We start from the raw sequence: 15,193 nt of genomic DNA on the forward strand, positions 1-15,193 counted from the left end.
AACACTTTAGTTTTAATGTAACTATTCAGCACCCAGCAAAGGCGTATTGTTGTAATTTCGAACCGCTTTAAGAAGCGCCTGAAATATGTTCAACCCCTGCTTTTTAGCAGATGATAAATAGCTTCGGATTCGGGTAAACATGGTACCTCCGTCTTCGCTTCTGAAGCAGCCTGAGATCTTCTGCTTAAGTTTGGCCATCCTGGCATCACGTTCACTGCCATTGTTATCGAAGGGAATTGAAAAGTCCGACATGAAGCGCAACGTTTCAACCTTAAACTCAATAAGCCTTTTGAACAGGTTGTAGGCCTTGGTATTCCTGACCTTCTTACGTCCAAGCACCTGTCGTTGTTTTTCCATATAAGCGGTTTCCTTCGTGAGAGCCCTTTGAAGGATTTGGTCGTATATCGTCTCAATGCGAAGCTGTATTGCACCAGGCATTTGAGTCAGACCGGCTGCTTTGTATTTCTTGCAGAAGTGCCAGGAGAGCGTAAGCAATTTCATCAGCCGCAGAGCCAGCTTATTCGCATCCCTATCGACAACTCCCTGAAGCTCTCTCAGATGATGGGCATTACAAAGCACATGCACTGCCGCATAGGCAAAGTAGGACTTCCAATGATCGTGAACCAGAATGCCTGCAAAAGTCAGCAGGATGCCCATTGCATCCATTGCTTCACAACCTCGCCTTTCTGAGAGGTAGTAAAGCGTCCATTGGTCATCTCGCATAATGTGTAACCACCACAGTGAACCGTCAACCCGCATGCCAGTTTCATCCGCTCCTGCAACCGGACTTTCTTGTAAAGCATCGCGGATACTCTGCTCAGTAGAGGCCAGGTTCTCATGGGTATAGGCAACAAAATTGGCAACAGAGCCTGCGCTGACACTCATGCAATAAATAGTATTGAAATACTCAGACACCCGGTGATATGGGATGAAGTGATACTGGTTTAAATGAACAGCCATTGCCTGAGTCACTTCTCCGTATTGAGCAGCGGCTTTCACTCCTTGGGGAAACTCAGCGGTGTTCCGTTTACCACAAGGACATACTTTAACGTCTGCCCAGTACGCGGTAACTTCAAATTCTCCGGGTCTACCTGGATCAAAAACCTGTCGCTCAATGTATTTGGTGGGTTTAATATCGATAAGCGAAGACTGGCAACAGCAACATTTTTCAACCTTCAGATGCCTGACATAATCGGGTAAGGCGACACGTCTCAAACAAGAGCCTTGATGACCTTTCTGGCCACCTGGTTTATTGCCTGAAGATGGTCTAAGGCTTTTGGGGTTCGGTGTTTCCTGTGAGGAGCAGGGGGCTTCTTTGGAAGATGTATCACCTTTATCACTCCCTTTTTTACTGGGCTTTTGATAACCATCTGACGATGGTGGCTTACTACTGTTTTGACTGTTTTTATTAACCCTTTCTTCCAGTTCGCTGCAACGTTCCCGTAAAAGCGCATTCTCGGTCCGAAGCTCTTCATTCTCTTTAAGGAGAGCTTCGGTAAACGGAGTAGCTGGGAAGTCTGGTTCCATACTGGAGATTTGTTAGAAAAATTGAGTATAAGATGATGGTCGAAAAATCAGAAAATTCCAGATTTATATGAAGGGTGCTGAATAGTTACCTTGATTTTAATGACTGGTTGTCAGTCTTTTCGGATGTCTCCCGGCTACCGTAAAAAACACGATTGCCCCTGAAAAAATAGGCACTTTCGTGCAATTAAAAGCAAGTAAACATGTGCTCTCCGGCCCTCATATTTTCCCTGTATGAAACGATTTAGTAGCAAAAAGTTAACCCAGTTTTCGGCGCTATCACTAGCGAAACAGCGCGCCCTATAACCCCCGCATACGCCAAATAAACCTAGGGTCCCCGGACTATTGAATCGGGCGAAAACGGGTGTAGCAAGGGTGTAGCTAAAATCAGAAAATCGAGTTTTGACGGGGGAGAAAAGAGAGGTAAGTGTTTGATTCTATTGGCGCACCCGAGAGGATTCGAACCTCTGACCTCTGCCTCCGGAGGGCAGCGCTCTATCCAGCTGAGCTACGGGTGCACTTCCAGAGCAGCAGACAGCGGCTCCAGCGGTTGACAATAATACTGATCCACCCTTGGGCTGTCCATGATTTTTTACCGCTGCCAGGTACCAATTACAAAACCATCCCAACCTCCCTTTAATGACCCACTTCCCTCACTCTGGGTTGAAGAATATATGAGCCAGCATAAAGGCTCCTCATGCCATGGGCAGAGCAGTTCACACAGACAAATCACAAGAATTACCGAAACTCGCACCGTATAAACCGCTGTTTTAGGAATGCCAATTGATCTATAATCCCATTGCCTAAAATAATTCGGCTACACAGGCGAAAGCTTATAAGCGAGTCTTAAGCTACTTTTTTACTAGCTCTGGCAGTATCAGCTCATGCAACGCCTACAACAAGATAGCCATTAATCGCCTTAAGAGGACAAGCGAGTGTCACGGGGAACTCATATGCGTGCTTTGATTCTGTTAGTCGGGGGACTATTCGCGTCGCTGGTCTTTGCCAAGCCGGCTGCAGACCTTGATCCAACTACTCGTGGTGAGATAAGCGAGCGTCTTGCTCCTGTGGGCTCCGTGTGTCTTGCCGGTGAAGAGTGTGCCAGTGCTGCCGGAATAGCCGCCAGCTCCAGCAGTGGTCCGAGAAGTGGTGATGCGATTTACAACCAGTTTTGTGTGGCCTGCCACGGTTCTGGTCTGTTAGGTGCACCTAAAAAAGATGATGCCGCTGCATGGCAAGCTGCGGAGAAGACCGCTGGCGGATTCAGCAGCCTGCTGTCCAATGCCATCAACGGTATTCGCAGCATGCCTGCCAAAGGAACCTGTATGGACTGTTCTGATGAAGAGATCAGTATTGCTATTGAATACATGAGCGGCCTCAAGCCCTGACCTCTTCCTTCAGTTTTGATGATCAACCGCTGGCAGCCTCTGCCAGCGGGCTGATAAACCCTTCTGGCTTCACCGCCAGTATTGAGCAGTAGATGCTGTTCATGATGTTTTCAGCCGTATTCCCCACCAGAACACCTTCCTTATGACGCCCAAGCGTTCCCATCACAATCACATCAACGTTCAGCTCGTTGGCCAATTGCTGGATCTCAGTTGCAGGGTTGCCCCTGAGTAGATGAATGGCTACTGGCTGCTGTTCATCATTTTCTGTCACACCCACTTCCTGCATTACTTCCTGCAACTTGTTGTGATAACGCCGCTGGGTGATTTCCTGCAATTCGTAGAGTTCTTCATCAGACAATGTTTTCAGGGAACGCCTTCCCAGGGGAACATTCCAGACACTGACCAGATGCAGAGCGGCTCTTTCCTGGCTTGCCAGATAGACACCATATTGCAATAACGTTCGGTTCAAATCGTGGGCATCCGAATCCGGGTCACCAGCATCCATGGCCACCATGATTTTGCCACTGAAGTCCGGGAGCTGATCCCGGTCTGCCATCATCAAAATGGGAACCGGGCACTTTCTGAGCAGGGCCAGGTCATTGCCGGTCAGCTGTTTACGAGTCAAGGCTCCACTGGCATCCGCCAGTTTGATGACCAGGTCAATATGATGATCCTTGATCACCTTATGAATCGCCTGCCTGGGCCGGCCAGGAACCACCAATGTCTCCGCTTCAATACCCTGCTCCCAGGCCATGGCCTTCAGTCGTTCGAGTTCATCTTCAAGTTGCTGCCTGAGGTGCTCTTCCAGCTTTTTTTCCAACGGGATGAATTGCAGGTGGTTCAGAGTTTCCAGGCTCTGATCAAACAGAGCAATCAATAATGTGGCCCGGTTATCCAGAGCCAGTCGAAAGGCCTGCTGTAGCTCCATATCCGAGGTGTGTTGCCGGGTAACTGCCAGAAGAATCGAACGAAAAGCATGCATCAACTTAGTCTCAAACCGATAACAACCCTAGTCAGTATCGCAGGAATTGGTCACCCTGCCCGATATTCTGTTATTAACCCCAACTTTCTGCCACGAAACCCATAGGAACAGACTTGTAGAACAATGTTACTGCTATATAATCGCGCTCCCAATTATTTCCCTTGTATAAGGTTCACGGCACGCTTATGAAAAAGTTGTTCATCGTCGCCGCACTGCTCTGTGCTGCCCAGCTCCAGGCCTCAGATAACAAGGCTGAGAAACTGTATTTCTACAACTGGAGCGATTACATCGCTGAAGACACCATCAAGAACTTTACCGGCAAAACCGGCATCAACGTGGTTTATGACGTTTATGACAGTAATGAGGTGCTTGAAGGTAAACTGCTCTCCGGTCGCAGTGGCTTCGATCTGGTCTCTCCTTCTCACGATTTCTACAAGACGCAGATTCGTGCTGGCGTTTATGAGCCGCTGGATAAGTCCAAGTTGCCTAATTTGAAGAACCTCGATCCCATCATTATGAAGGCGATCTCGGACAACTTTGATGAAGGCAATACCTACGGTATCCCTTACCTCTGGGGAACCACAGGTATTGGCTATAACAAGGCAGCGGTAGAGAAGGTACTGGGTAAAGATGCCCCTGTGGACAGCTGGGCACTGATTTTTGAGCCCGAAAACATGAAGAAGCTGCAGAAGTGCGGTGTCGCCTTCCTGGATGCACCAAGTGAAGTACTGCCTTCAGTTATGGCCTACCTGGGCATCCCCGGCAACAGTCTGCAGATGCAGGATTACAAAAAAGCGGTAGAGAAGATCAAAACCGTAGCTCCTTATGTCAGCTACTATCACTCATCCCGCTCGCTTTCTGACCTGGCCAATGGTGATATCTGTGTTGCCCTGGGCTGGTCCGGCGACATGATGATCGCCCGTGATCGTGCCAAAGAGTCAGGAAATGGTCTGGATATCCGCTATGTTGTTCCCAAGGAAGGTGCTGCCATGTGGTTTGATATGCTGGCTATACCCAAGGACTCAAAGCATAAAGACGCCGCGCACAAGATGCTGAACTACCTGATGGAGCCGGAAGTCATTGCTGAAGTGACCAACTACGTCACCTATACCAACCCTAATCCAGCATCAAAAGCCTTTGTGGAGCCTGAAATCGCCAATGACCCGGGTGTTTTCCCTTCCAAGGAAACCATGGATAAGCTGTTTGTATTCAAGGAGCTGCCTAACAAGCTGAAGCGCTACATCACCCGTGAGTGGTCTAGAATCAAATCAGGAAACTGATATTTTTCAAACAGTTACCAGAAGGCACGCCCTTCTGGTACTGCTCTGAAGTTCCGTTCATCCAATAACCACAAAAAAAGTCACTTCGTACTGTCCAATACGCCATACTTTACTAGATAGGAATTATTTTCACTCGGCCGGGACATGGACAGCAGAATAACCTCTCTCAGTATCCTGATTTTGGAAGATCACCCTTTTCAGCGCATGGTGGCTGAACAAACCGTGTCTGGCCTGAATGTGGGCAGATTGCTGACGGCAGAAGGCAGTGAGCAGGCGCTTAAGTTCCTGAAAGATAGAGGTGCAGTAGACATTGTTATCTGTGACCTGGATATGCCAGGTATGGACGGTATTCAGTTTATACGCCATCTGGCTGAACAAAAACTGGCCCAGGGTGTCATTGTTCTCAGTGCTATGGATGCGGCGCTTATCCGCACTGTTGAAGACATGGCACAGGCTCATGGGCTGATGGTTTTGGGGCATATGTCCAAACCCATGTCCCGTACTCGACTTAGAGAGCTTCTGGAGTTCTATTTTGTAGAGCAGGCTGAGAATCAGGCCCACCCTGCTGCAACCAAAGAGCTGATATTTGATGAGGATGAGCTTGAAAAAGCCATCCACGATAATCAGTTCGTTCTTTACTACCAGCCTAAAGTTTTATTGAAAAGTGGTCGCATGGTCTCTGTCGAGGCCCTTGCTCGCTGGCATCATCCAGAGGCTGGCATTATCAAGCCAGTCCACTTTATTCCCTTGATGGAAAGCTCTGGCCTGATTGCTCCCATGACAACAAAAATGATCGATCTGGCACTGGATCAGGTCCGGCTCTGGCGTGAGCAGGGAAGGAATATTGCTGTAGGGGTCAATCTCTCTGCCGCCATCCTGAGCAATACCGACCTGCCCGATATGCTGATTAAAAAAACGCGGGACCTGAACATCCCACCAGAACTGTTAACTCTGGAAATAACCGAAAGCAGCCTGATCCAAAATGCAGCTCTCTCTCTGGAAACACTGGCACGATTTAAACTGCACGGTTTTTCGCTCTCCATTGACGACTTTGGTACCGGCTATTCCAGTATGCAGCAGTTAAACCGGATACCGTTCAGTGAGCTGAAGATTGATCGCTCGTTTGTTTCCAATGCCTGCCATGACAAAACGCATAAGGCCATTGTTGAAGCCAACATCAGCCTGGCTCACAACCTGAACATGAAAACCGTTGCCGAGGGTGTAGAGAACATTGAAGACTGGCAGTTACTTCATGAGCTGAACTGTGACCTGGCGCAGGGCTATTTCATTGCCAAACCCATGCCTGCTGATGATATCTCTCAATGGGAGCAGGAATGGCTGACAAGACAACCGATTACCCCACCAAAACCCAGCCTTTAAACGACTCTAACCCCATAATTCTTTATTGCCCATCACCACCTTACTGCTCAATTTACATTCATTTTGTAACTATTCAGCACCCTTCATATAAATCTGGAATTTTCTGATTTTTCGACCATCATCTTATACTCAATTTTTCTAACAAATCTCCAGTATGGAACCAGACTTCCCAGCTACTCCGTTTACCGAAGCTCTCCTTAAAGAGAATGAAGAGCTTCGGACCGAGAATGCGCTTTTACGGGAACGTTGCAGCGAACTGGAAGAAAGGGTTAATAAAAACAGTCAAAACAGTAGTAAGCCACCATCGTCAGATGGTTATCAAAAGCCCAGTAAAAAAGGGAGTGATAAAGGTGATACATCTTCCAAAGAAGCCCCCTGCTCCTCACAGGAAACACCGAACCCCAAAAGCCTTAGACCATCTTCAGGCAATAAACCAGGTGGCCAGAAAGGTCATCAAGGCTCTTGTTTGAGACGTGTCGCCTTACCCGATTATGTCAGGCATCTGAAGGTTGAAAAATGTTGCTGTTGCCAGTCTTCGCTTATCGATATTAAACCCACCAAATACATTGAGCGACAGGTTTTTGATCCAGGTAGACCCGGAGAATTTGAAGTTACCGCGTACTGGGCAGACGTTAAAGTATGTCCTTGTGGTAAACGGAACACCGCTGAGTTTCCCCAAGGAGTGAAAGCCGCTGCTCAATACGGAGAAGTGACTCAGGCAATGGCTGTTCATTTAAACCAGTATCACTTCATCCCATATCACCGGGTGTCTGAGTATTTCAATACTATTTATTGCATGAGTGTCAGCGCAGGCTCTGTTGCCAATTTTGTTGCCTATACCCATGAGAACCTGGCCTCTACTGAGCAGAGTATCCGCGATGCTTTACAAGAAAGTCCGGTTGCAGGAGCGGATGAAACTGGCATGCGGGTTGACGGTTCACTGTGGTGGTTACACATTATGCGAGATGACCAATGGACGCTTTACTACCTCTCAGAAAGGCGAGGTTGTGAAGCAATGGATGCAATGGGCATCCTGCTGACTTTTGCAGGCATTCTGGTTCACGATCATTGGAAGTCCTACTTTGCCTATGCGGCAGTGCATGTGCTTTGTAATGCCCATCATCTGAGAGAGCTTCAGGGAGTTGTCGATAGGGATGCGAATAAGCTGGCTCTGCGGCTGATGAAATTGCTTACGCTCTCCTGGCACTTCTGCAAGAAATACAAAGCAGCCGGTCTGACTCAAATGCCTGGTGCAATACAGCTTCGCATTGAGACGATATACGACCAAATCCTTCAAAGGGCTCTCACGAAGGAAACCGCTTATATGGAAAAACAACGACAGGTGCTTGGACGTAAGAAGGTCAGGAATACCAAGGCCTACAACCTGTTCAAAAGGCTTATTGAGTTTAAGGTTGAAACGTTGCGCTTCATGTCGGACTTTTCAATTCCCTTCGATAACAATGGCAGTGAACGTGATGCCAGGATGGCCAAACTTAAGCAGAAGATCTCAGGCTGCTTCAGAAGCGAAGACGGAGGTACCATGTTTACCCGAATCCGAAGCTATTTATCATCTGCTAAAAAGCAGGGGTTGAACATATTTCAGGCGCTTCTTAAAGCGGTTCGAAATTACAACAATACGCCTTTGCTGGGTGCTGAATAGTTACTTCATTTTTTGAAAATGATTTTTCATTGACCTGCTTCAGTATGTTTGCAGCACCGTTGATGCATCATAAACACCACTAAGAATTTTAAACTGACTTTGCATCTCTGAGGTTCAATGACGTCTATGTCGCGTATTCTCAAGCTGTCACTGATTGCAGCCTCTTTTTTCTTTCTGTTATTTCTTCCTGCTGAACTCATTCCCATTGCCAACATCACTATCGAACAACAACGGGTTCTGGCTATCTTCCTGATGGCGACACTGCTCTGGGTCTCTGAGGCAGTACCTGCCTATGCAACGTCACTGCTTATTCTCGGCCTGCTTTCCATAACGGTTTCAAATACCAGCCCATACTTCCTGAGGGAAGCATTGAACCCGGAGGATATGCTCAACTACAAAGAGATCCTCAGCAGCCTGGCGGCCCCGGTTGTCGTGCTTTTTCTTGGTGGTTTTTTTATTGCGATTGCAGCCACAAAGTACAAACTGGACATCAACCTGGCCAGGGTTTTGTTAAAACCCATTGGCAGCGATTACAAGAACGTTATGCTCGGCCTGATGGGAATTACCGCCTTCTTCTCCATGTTTATGAGCAATACCGCAACAACAGCGATGATGCTGACCTTGCTGACGCCATTGCTGGCAAACGTTGATACCACCGATAATGGCGTGAAGGGGGTCATTCTTGCTGTGCCCATTGCCGCCAATATTGGTGGTATTGGCACCCCCATTGGCACACCACCCAACGCCATTGCTTTTCGCTATTTAACCGGCGAGCATGCCATTACGTTTGGTGAATGGATGCTGTTTGCCATTCCCATGGCCGTGGGATTAATCATGATTGCCTGGGTACTGTTGCGTAAGCTATACCCCGGAAACATCAAAGAACTTTCCGTTAAAATCGAATGCTCCTTTGAAAGATCACCAAAAGCTTATCTCGTTTATGCAACAACCGCCGCAACGGTTCTTCTATGGACCACCTCCAGCATTCATGGTGTAAACTCATACACTGTCGCCTTGTTACCCGTTATCGTTTTCTCCCTTTCCGGGATTATCGATACGAACGATATCAAGAAGATTAACTGGGATGTACTCTGGCTGATTGCCGGTGGTATTGCACTGGGCTATGCCCTAGAAAAAAGTGGCCTGGCGCGCGCTATTGTTCAAACCATTCCCTTCGACACCATGGGAACCTTTGTTGTGCTGTTCCTGATGGCCGTCGTCTCGATGGTGATGGCAACATTTATGTCAAACACCGCCACAGCAAACCTGCTAATGCCAATTGCGGTTTCAGTGGCTACTGTTTTGAGTGGGCTGGAAAATTATGGTGGCATCAGCCTTATGGTGATCTGCGTCGCGCTCTCAGCATCAATGGGAATGTCATTACCAATCAGTACGCCACCAAACGCTTTGGCGCATGCCACCGGCATGGTTGCCAGCAAAGACTTTATCAAAACCGGCAAATTCATCAGTACCATTGGTGTGGTCCTGATCTTTTCAGTGATTACCCTGTTGGGAATAATGGGTTACTTCTAATCCAACTCCGCTATTTTTGACAACCCCGATCACGGGGTTGTCATTCTGTAGTCCCTTTCAACCCTGGCAACACGAATCCGGTAATCACTGAATAAGTGGTCTCTGCCATTCTGCTGACAAAGCATGTGGCTCATGTCCTGTTTCCAATGACATATCGCTTCCTCACTCTCCCAGAAGGAAAGACCGCAAACTTTTCCTTCCTTAGTCAGGCTGCCAAAACGTTCCGCCGATATAAAACCCGGGTAGTCAGCAAGCTGTTCACGCATCTTTGCACCCAGTGCCAGGTAGCTATCCTGAAGGCCGGGCTTTATTTCAACTTCAAAGATCACTGCATACATGAATGACATTACCCCTTAAAAGAAGCCCAACCAAGTCATCAACATCAATACCGCAAAGATCAATAGAACCCCTAATGGACTCAGAATCTGGGCGGTTTTGATAAAGTCCCTGGTATCAACCAGTCCTGTCGCATGAGCCAGAGCATTGGGCGGAGTACTGATTGGCAGGCCCATACCCAGAGAAGACGCCAGGGCAACGGCTGTACCAATCACAACCAGTCCTCCCATCTCTTCAATACTGGCTACAGAAGTGGACATGGAGATGGCAATAGGCATGAGCAGGTTAGCAGTGGCCGTATGAGACATGAATGTCGCCATAATCATACACAGCACACTGATTCCCAGAATGATGGCAACCGCACCAAACTGTTCAAATGGCACCATACCGACAATCAACTCTGCAAGGCCAGAAGAAGCCAGTGCAGTACCGATGGCAATACCGCCCGCAAGCAGCCACAGCACATCCCAGCTGATGTGTTTCAGGTCATGCTTATCGACAATGCCAAACAGGCTGAATACGGCTACCGGGATAATGGCAACTGCATAAGCATTAATGCCGTGGACACTGGAGAACATCCACAACAGGATGGTCAATGCCATGGTGATATAAACAATGTACGGCTTCAGACCCTTTTCAAAACGACCATCAATCTGAACATCCAGATCACCACCATTAGAAGGGTACATCTTCTGCAGCAACCACCAACTGAAAGCGATCATAATGACGGTAATCGGTACTGCGAACAGCATCCAGCCACCAAACGACAACGCATGCTCACCAACGAAGTATCGAAAAGCAATAGCATTGGGCGGTGTTCCAATCGGTGTTCCCATCCCTCCCAGGTTTGCAGCGATAGGGATACTCAATACCATTGCACGACATCCTGGATCCTGGCTGTCCATTCGAGCCACCAGTGGCGTCATGATGGTCAGCATCATGACGCTGGTCGCTGTGTTACTCATGAACATGGAGAAGATCGCCGTGATGATCATCACGCCAAGCATCACAATTTCGTACTTCTGACCAAAAGGCTTTAATAAAACTCGGGCCAGGTTGATATCAACTTTGTACTTGGCGCATGCCAGGGCAATAAAGAATCCACCCAGAAAAAGAACAATGACGGGGGATGCCAGACTATTGAAAATTGTCACATAGCTCAGCATGTCTTCACCAAGACCTTCCCTGAGCGGAAAAGGTGCGCTGTTTGAAGCGGTCAAGATCAGCAGCATGATAATCAGAAGGGAGGTCGCAAATGCGGGTACGGCATCACTGACCCACAACAGAGTTGCCAGAACAAAAATGGCCATCACCCGCTGCTGTAAAATGGAAAAGACACCTTCGGGAAATACCATTTCTGGAAAACAGAACAGTCCCAGAAAGATGATTGCTATAGGGACAATCTTTTTAAGCGGAGTCATTTAAAACATACCGTACATGAGCAAATAAAACTGGGCGGTGCACTCAAATAGCTGGAACGCTGAAGCTGATCAGTAGAAAGCAGACATTGTCGTTCTTTTAATAGCTGGCTGGATGAGACGGTTGAATTATTCAGGGCAAAATGCCGGTTATCACTGCCTGAAGCCAGAACACACCGTTGTTACTGAATAATCTTGCACAATGTTATTGTTTACTGCCCTGAGCCAAGTCATAAAGCCGCTTACTTTTCTCTGACTCACTAGAAATATTACTTTACAACCCAATTGAATTGATTCTTCGATTCAACATTCATGAACGTTAATTAGTTATTTTGAAAAGCAGTGTTATTTTTTAAATAGATACGATATTCATTTTTATAAATATCAATTTTAAACACGTTTAGCCAATCACCTATTATCCAATAATTAGGTTGTTTGTGTTTTTGTCATCAGCCTCAGTCAGCAGAAACTGATGACAAGCACAGTCTATTATCAACTCTCAGGGCTACCTGATGTCTTGATAAGAGACTTGGAGAGTTCCAATGCTGTATTGATACTTTCTATGGAAATGCGCTCGTTTGTTCCATGAATGGAGCCCGTGAGCTCCATATCCACACTGAACGGGTGAAACCGGTAAATATTCTCTGAAACTGGTGCGTAATGAGGACTGTCGGTGGTTGCTGTGAGCATGCCAGGCACAACGACCGTTTCCGGAAGAACGGCATTGATGGCCGATTTAACCTGTCCATAGCCAGGAGCATTCATGTCTGCAATGGGAGGACTGGTTTTCCAATCCTCTGCGGAAATGACAATGGATGAGTCGTCAATCATCGTTTTTACATCGTTAATCAACTGCTCAACCGACGTACCGGGTAATAGGCGAAAGTTGACCTTTGCCTCGGCTTTCTGCGAAATCACATTTTCTTTGATCCCTGCATTGATCATGGTAACTGCTGTCGTCGTTCGAACCATCGACTGGCTTGTCTTATCTCCAGACATGACTGATAAGAGAACAGGCTTGCTCAGCCACTGGTTTCTCATCATGAAGCCCTGAATGCCACCAATATGTTCTCCCATGACTTGCAACATATCTGCCACTGGCTGAACCAGCTCTGCCTTGAATGGGTTTTCATGGAGCGTTGTCAGCGCCCTGCTTAAATTAACAATGGCGTTGTTTTTCACGGGCATGGAAGAGTGTCCTCCATCCCCAGAGGCTTTAAGCGTCAGCGTGACATAATTTTTTTCAGCCAGAGCAATCATTGCCAATGGGCTTTCGGGCAACATGGGATGACCATGGACAACCAGACCACCTTCGCCAACAACATATTCAAAATTAAAACCCTGACTCTTGAGGTAAGCAGCGATATTGGCAGCTCCATCACTACCGCCAATCTCTTCATCATGACCAAAGGAAAACACCATGGTTCGCTCAGGGGTATAACCTTCAGCCAACAGAGCTTCCATCGCCTCAAGCGTTGAGATCACTGAAGCCTTGTCATCCAGTGCACCACGCCCCCATAAATATCCATCGGCTACCATTCCAGCAAACGGTGCATACTCCCAGTCATCTTCAGTTCCTGGCTCAATTGGAACGACATCATAATGGGAATCAAACAGAACGGGTGAGAAGGCTGAGTTATTGCCCTGCCAGATATATACAAGACTGTAGTCAGCTATTACTTCTTTCTTCAGCTGACTGTGAACTCGTGGATAGGTGGTTTCCAGAAACTGATGAAAGTTGAGAAAGGCACCATAATCAATAGCATTGAGCTTCTGGTGGCTGATGGTCTGATATCGAATGGCTTTGGAGAGATTATCTACGATGCGGGACTCACTGCTGGCCTGCAGTGAAATGAGCAGTATCAGGCCGGATAAGATGCGACGATAATACATCGAGCATTCCTTTTTTATTTAATTATTGTGCGACGAATAATATGCCAGTGGAAATAGGAGCTCAATGCATTGGGATCAGAGCTGACCCTTTCTCTCCAGAACGAACGATTAAAAAACAAAAAACCCCGACAGCATAGCTATCGGGGTTTTGTATTTTATGCCTGAAGATGACCTACTCTCACATGGGGAAGCCCCACACTACCATCGGCGATGCACCATTTCACTACTGAGTTCGGGATGGGATCAGGTGGTTCTATTGCTCTATGGTCTTCAGACGAAACTGTTATCTTCGAGCCTTAAGCTCAGAGATCATAGAATTTGGTGCCTGGCGATGACCTACTCTCACATGGGGATGCCCCACACTACCATCGGCGATCGGTCATTTCACTGCTGAGTTCGGGATGGGATCAGGTGGTTCTAACCTTCTATGGTCGCCAGGCTTAACTGGTTGAACTCAAAGCCTTCAGGCTCTCAGTTCTGGAATCCGGTTTCGACCTCCATGGATGGAGGAAGTACTCAAAAACGTCTGTGGTCCGACAGTTCGGAACGTTTTTAGTATAAGCTGTTTCTTGCTTCACACTCTTGCGTATGGCTCTGCATGTCTGCAGATCGCTTTGGCGTTATATGGTCAAGCCGCACGAGTCATTAGTATTGGTTAGCTCAACGCCTCACAGCGCTTACACACCCAACCTATCAACGTCATAGTCTTTAACGGCTCTTCAGGGGTATCTAGTACCCAGGGAAGTCTCATCTTGAAGGGGGCTTCCCGCTTAGATGCTTTCAGCGGTTATCCCGTCCGAACATAGCTACCGGGCAATGCGTCTGGCGACACAACCCGAACACCAGTGGTCCGTCCACTCCGGTCCTCTCGTACTAGGAGCAGCTCTTCTCAAACTTCCAACGTCCACGGCAGATAGGGACCGAACTGTCTCACGACGTTCTAAACCCAGCTCGCGTACCACTTTAAATGGCGAACAGCCATACCCTTGGGACCGGCTTCAGCCCCAGGATGTGATGAGCCGACATCGAGGTGCCAAACACCGCCGTCGATGTGAACTCTTGGGCGGTATCAGCCTGTTATCCCCGGAGTACCTTTTATCCGTTGAGCGATGGCCCTTCCATTCAGAACCACCGGATCACTATGACCTACTTTCGTACCTGCTCGAGATGTACCTCTCGCAGTCAAGCTGGCTTGTGCCATTACACTAACCGTACGATGTCCGACCGTACTTAGCCAACCTTCGTGCTCCTCCGTTACTCTTTGGGAGGAGACCGCCCCAGTCAAACTACCCACCACACAATGTCCCCGATCCCGTTTCAGGACCTGGGTTAGAACCTCAATATTGCCAGGGTGGTATTTCAAGGATGGCTCCACGCAAACTGGCGTTCACGCTTCAAAGCCTCCCACCTATCCTACACAAGCAACATCAAGATCCACTGTGAAGCTGTAGTAAAGGTTCACGGGGTCTTTCCGTCTAGCCGCGGATACGCTGCATCTTAACAGCGATTTCAATTTCACTGAGTCTCGGGTGGAGACAGCGTGGCCATCGTTACGCCATTCGTGCAGGTCGGAACTTACCCGACAAGGAATTTCGCTACCTTAGGACCGTTATAGTTACGGCCGCCGTTTACCGGGGCTTCGATCAAGAGCTTCTCCGAAGATAACCCCATCAATTAACCTTCCGGCACCGGGCAGGCGTCACACCGTATACGTCCACTTTCGTGTTTGCACAGTGCTGTGTTTTTAATAAACAGTCGCAGCCACCTGGTATCTTCGACCAGCCTCAGCTTACGGAGCA

General features: G+C 47.9%; 10 protein-coding genes, 1 tRNA gene and 3 rRNA genes (1 of these 14 only partly in view). 5 read left to right on the forward strand and 9 right to left on the reverse strand.

Annotated elements, in window-relative coordinates; all coding sequences use genetic code 11:
- Positions 1-21: 21 nt before the first annotated feature.
- Positions 22-1,527, reverse strand: a complete 1,506-nt coding sequence (gene tnpC, locus ACOCLE_RS16220) for an IS66 family transposase (protein WP_419532963.1) — start codon at positions 1,525-1,527, stop codon at positions 22-24.
- Positions 1,528-1,965: 438 nt separating this feature from the next.
- Positions 1,966-2,042, reverse strand: a tRNA-Arg gene (locus ACOCLE_RS16225).
- Between the two features lie 435 nt (positions 2,043-2,477).
- On the opposite strand from ACOCLE_RS16225, the gene ACOCLE_RS16230 reads away from it, so the two are divergent.
- Positions 2,478-2,912: a c-type cytochrome gene (locus ACOCLE_RS16230; RefSeq protein WP_419533356.1), complete on the forward strand. Its 435-nt coding sequence runs from the start codon at positions 2,478-2,480 to the stop codon at positions 2,910-2,912.
- Positions 2,913-2,934: 22 nt separating this feature from the next.
- Here the strand turns inward: ACOCLE_RS16230 and ACOCLE_RS16235 are convergent, their stop codons facing one another.
- A complete protein-coding gene (locus ACOCLE_RS16235; RefSeq protein WP_419533357.1) occupies positions 2,935-3,894 on the reverse strand; it encodes a universal stress protein in 960 nt (319 codons plus the stop codon).
- A 185-nt stretch (positions 3,895-4,079) separates the two neighbouring features.
- Between ACOCLE_RS16235 and ACOCLE_RS16240 the strand changes: the two genes are divergently transcribed.
- The 4 genes from ACOCLE_RS16240 to ACOCLE_RS16255 all read left to right on the forward strand — a co-directional run bounded on the left by ACOCLE_RS16240 (position 4,080) and on the right by ACOCLE_RS16255 (position 9,747).
- Positions 4,080-5,174: a polyamine ABC transporter substrate-binding protein gene (locus ACOCLE_RS16240; RefSeq protein ID WP_419533358.1), complete on the forward strand. Its 1,095-nt coding sequence runs from the start codon at positions 4,080-4,082 to the stop codon at positions 5,172-5,174.
- A gap of 144 nt (positions 5,175-5,318) precedes the next feature.
- A complete protein-coding gene (locus ACOCLE_RS16245) occupies positions 5,319-6,554 on the forward strand; it encodes an EAL domain-containing protein (RefSeq protein ID WP_419533359.1) in 1,236 nt (411 codons plus the stop codon).
- A gap of 154 nt (positions 6,555-6,708) precedes the next feature.
- A complete protein-coding gene (gene tnpC / locus ACOCLE_RS16250) occupies positions 6,709-8,214 on the forward strand; it encodes an IS66 family transposase (protein WP_419532963.1) in 1,506 nt (501 codons plus the stop codon).
- A 117-nt stretch (positions 8,215-8,331) separates the two neighbouring features.
- Positions 8,332-9,747: an SLC13 family permease gene (locus tag ACOCLE_RS16255; protein WP_419533360.1), complete on the forward strand. Its 1,416-nt coding sequence runs from the start codon at positions 8,332-8,334 to the stop codon at positions 9,745-9,747.
- A gap of 29 nt (positions 9,748-9,776) precedes the next feature.
- Here ACOCLE_RS16255 and ACOCLE_RS16260 read toward each other — a convergent pair whose 3' ends face one another.
- The 6 genes from ACOCLE_RS16260 to ACOCLE_RS16285 form a co-directional block, all read right to left on the reverse strand.
- Entirely contained in the window at positions 9,777-10,085 is a 309-nt protein-coding gene (locus ACOCLE_RS16260; RefSeq protein ID WP_419533361.1) for an antibiotic biosynthesis monooxygenase family protein, read from the reverse strand.
- A gap of 15 nt (positions 10,086-10,100) precedes the next feature.
- The gene (locus tag ACOCLE_RS16265) at positions 10,101-11,438 is read right to left on the reverse strand and encodes an SLC13 family permease (RefSeq protein WP_419533362.1); all 1,338 of its coding nucleotides are present in this window, start codon (positions 11,436-11,438) and stop codon (positions 10,101-10,103) included.
- Between the two features lie 555 nt (positions 11,439-11,993).
- The gene (locus ACOCLE_RS16270; protein ID WP_419533363.1) at positions 11,994-13,394 is read right to left on the reverse strand and encodes a M20/M25/M40 family metallo-hydrolase; all 1,401 of its coding nucleotides are present in this window, start codon (positions 13,392-13,394) and stop codon (positions 11,994-11,996) included.
- A 159-nt stretch (positions 13,395-13,553) separates the two neighbouring features.
- Positions 13,554-13,669, reverse strand: a 5S ribosomal RNA gene (gene rrf, locus ACOCLE_RS16275).
- A 48-nt stretch (positions 13,670-13,717) separates the two neighbouring features.
- Positions 13,718-13,833, reverse strand: a 5S ribosomal RNA gene (rrf, locus tag ACOCLE_RS16280).
- Positions 13,834-14,018: 185 nt separating this feature from the next.
- Positions 14,019-15,193: ribosomal RNA gene (locus ACOCLE_RS16285) — 23S ribosomal RNA — on the reverse strand; it runs 1,716 nt beyond the window's last position.

The sequence above is a fragment of the Endozoicomonas sp. genome, from assembly GCF_965196975.1.
Taxonomy (GTDB): Bacteria; Pseudomonadota; Gammaproteobacteria; order Pseudomonadales; family Endozoicomonadaceae; genus Endozoicomonas.

Coding starts and splice junctions, on each gene's coding strand:
- ACOCLE_RS16235 (WP_419533357.1), bottom strand. CDS start 3,894: ATGCATGCTTTTCGTTCGATTCTTCTGGCAGTTACCCGGCAACACACC.
- ACOCLE_RS16270 (WP_419533363.1), bottom strand. CDS start 13,394: ATGTATTATCGTCGCATCTTATCCGGCCTGATACTGCTCATTTCACTG.
- ACOCLE_RS16255 (WP_419533360.1), top strand. CDS start 8,332: ATGACGTCTATGTCGCGTATTCTCAAGCTGTCACTGATTGCAGCCTCT.
- tnpC (WP_419532963.1), bottom strand. CDS start 1,527: ATGGAACCAGACTTCCCAGCTACTCCGTTTACCGAAGCTCTCCTTAAA.
- ACOCLE_RS16265 (WP_419533362.1), bottom strand. CDS start 11,438: ATGGTATTTCCCGAAGGTGTCTTTTCCATTTTACAGCAGCGGGTGATG.
- ACOCLE_RS16245 (WP_419533359.1), top strand. CDS start 5,319: ATGGACAGCAGAATAACCTCTCTCAGTATCCTGATTTTGGAAGATCAC.
- ACOCLE_RS16240 (WP_419533358.1), top strand. CDS start 4,080: ATGAAAAAGTTGTTCATCGTCGCCGCACTGCTCTGTGCTGCCCAGCTC.
- tnpC (WP_419532963.1), top strand. CDS start 6,709: ATGGAACCAGACTTCCCAGCTACTCCGTTTACCGAAGCTCTCCTTAAA.
- ACOCLE_RS16260 (WP_419533361.1), bottom strand. CDS start 10,085: ATGTATGCAGTGATCTTTGAAGTTGAAATAAAGCCCGGCCTTCAGGAT.
- ACOCLE_RS16230 (WP_419533356.1), top strand. CDS start 2,478: ATGCGTGCTTTGATTCTGTTAGTCGGGGGACTATTCGCGTCGCTGGTC.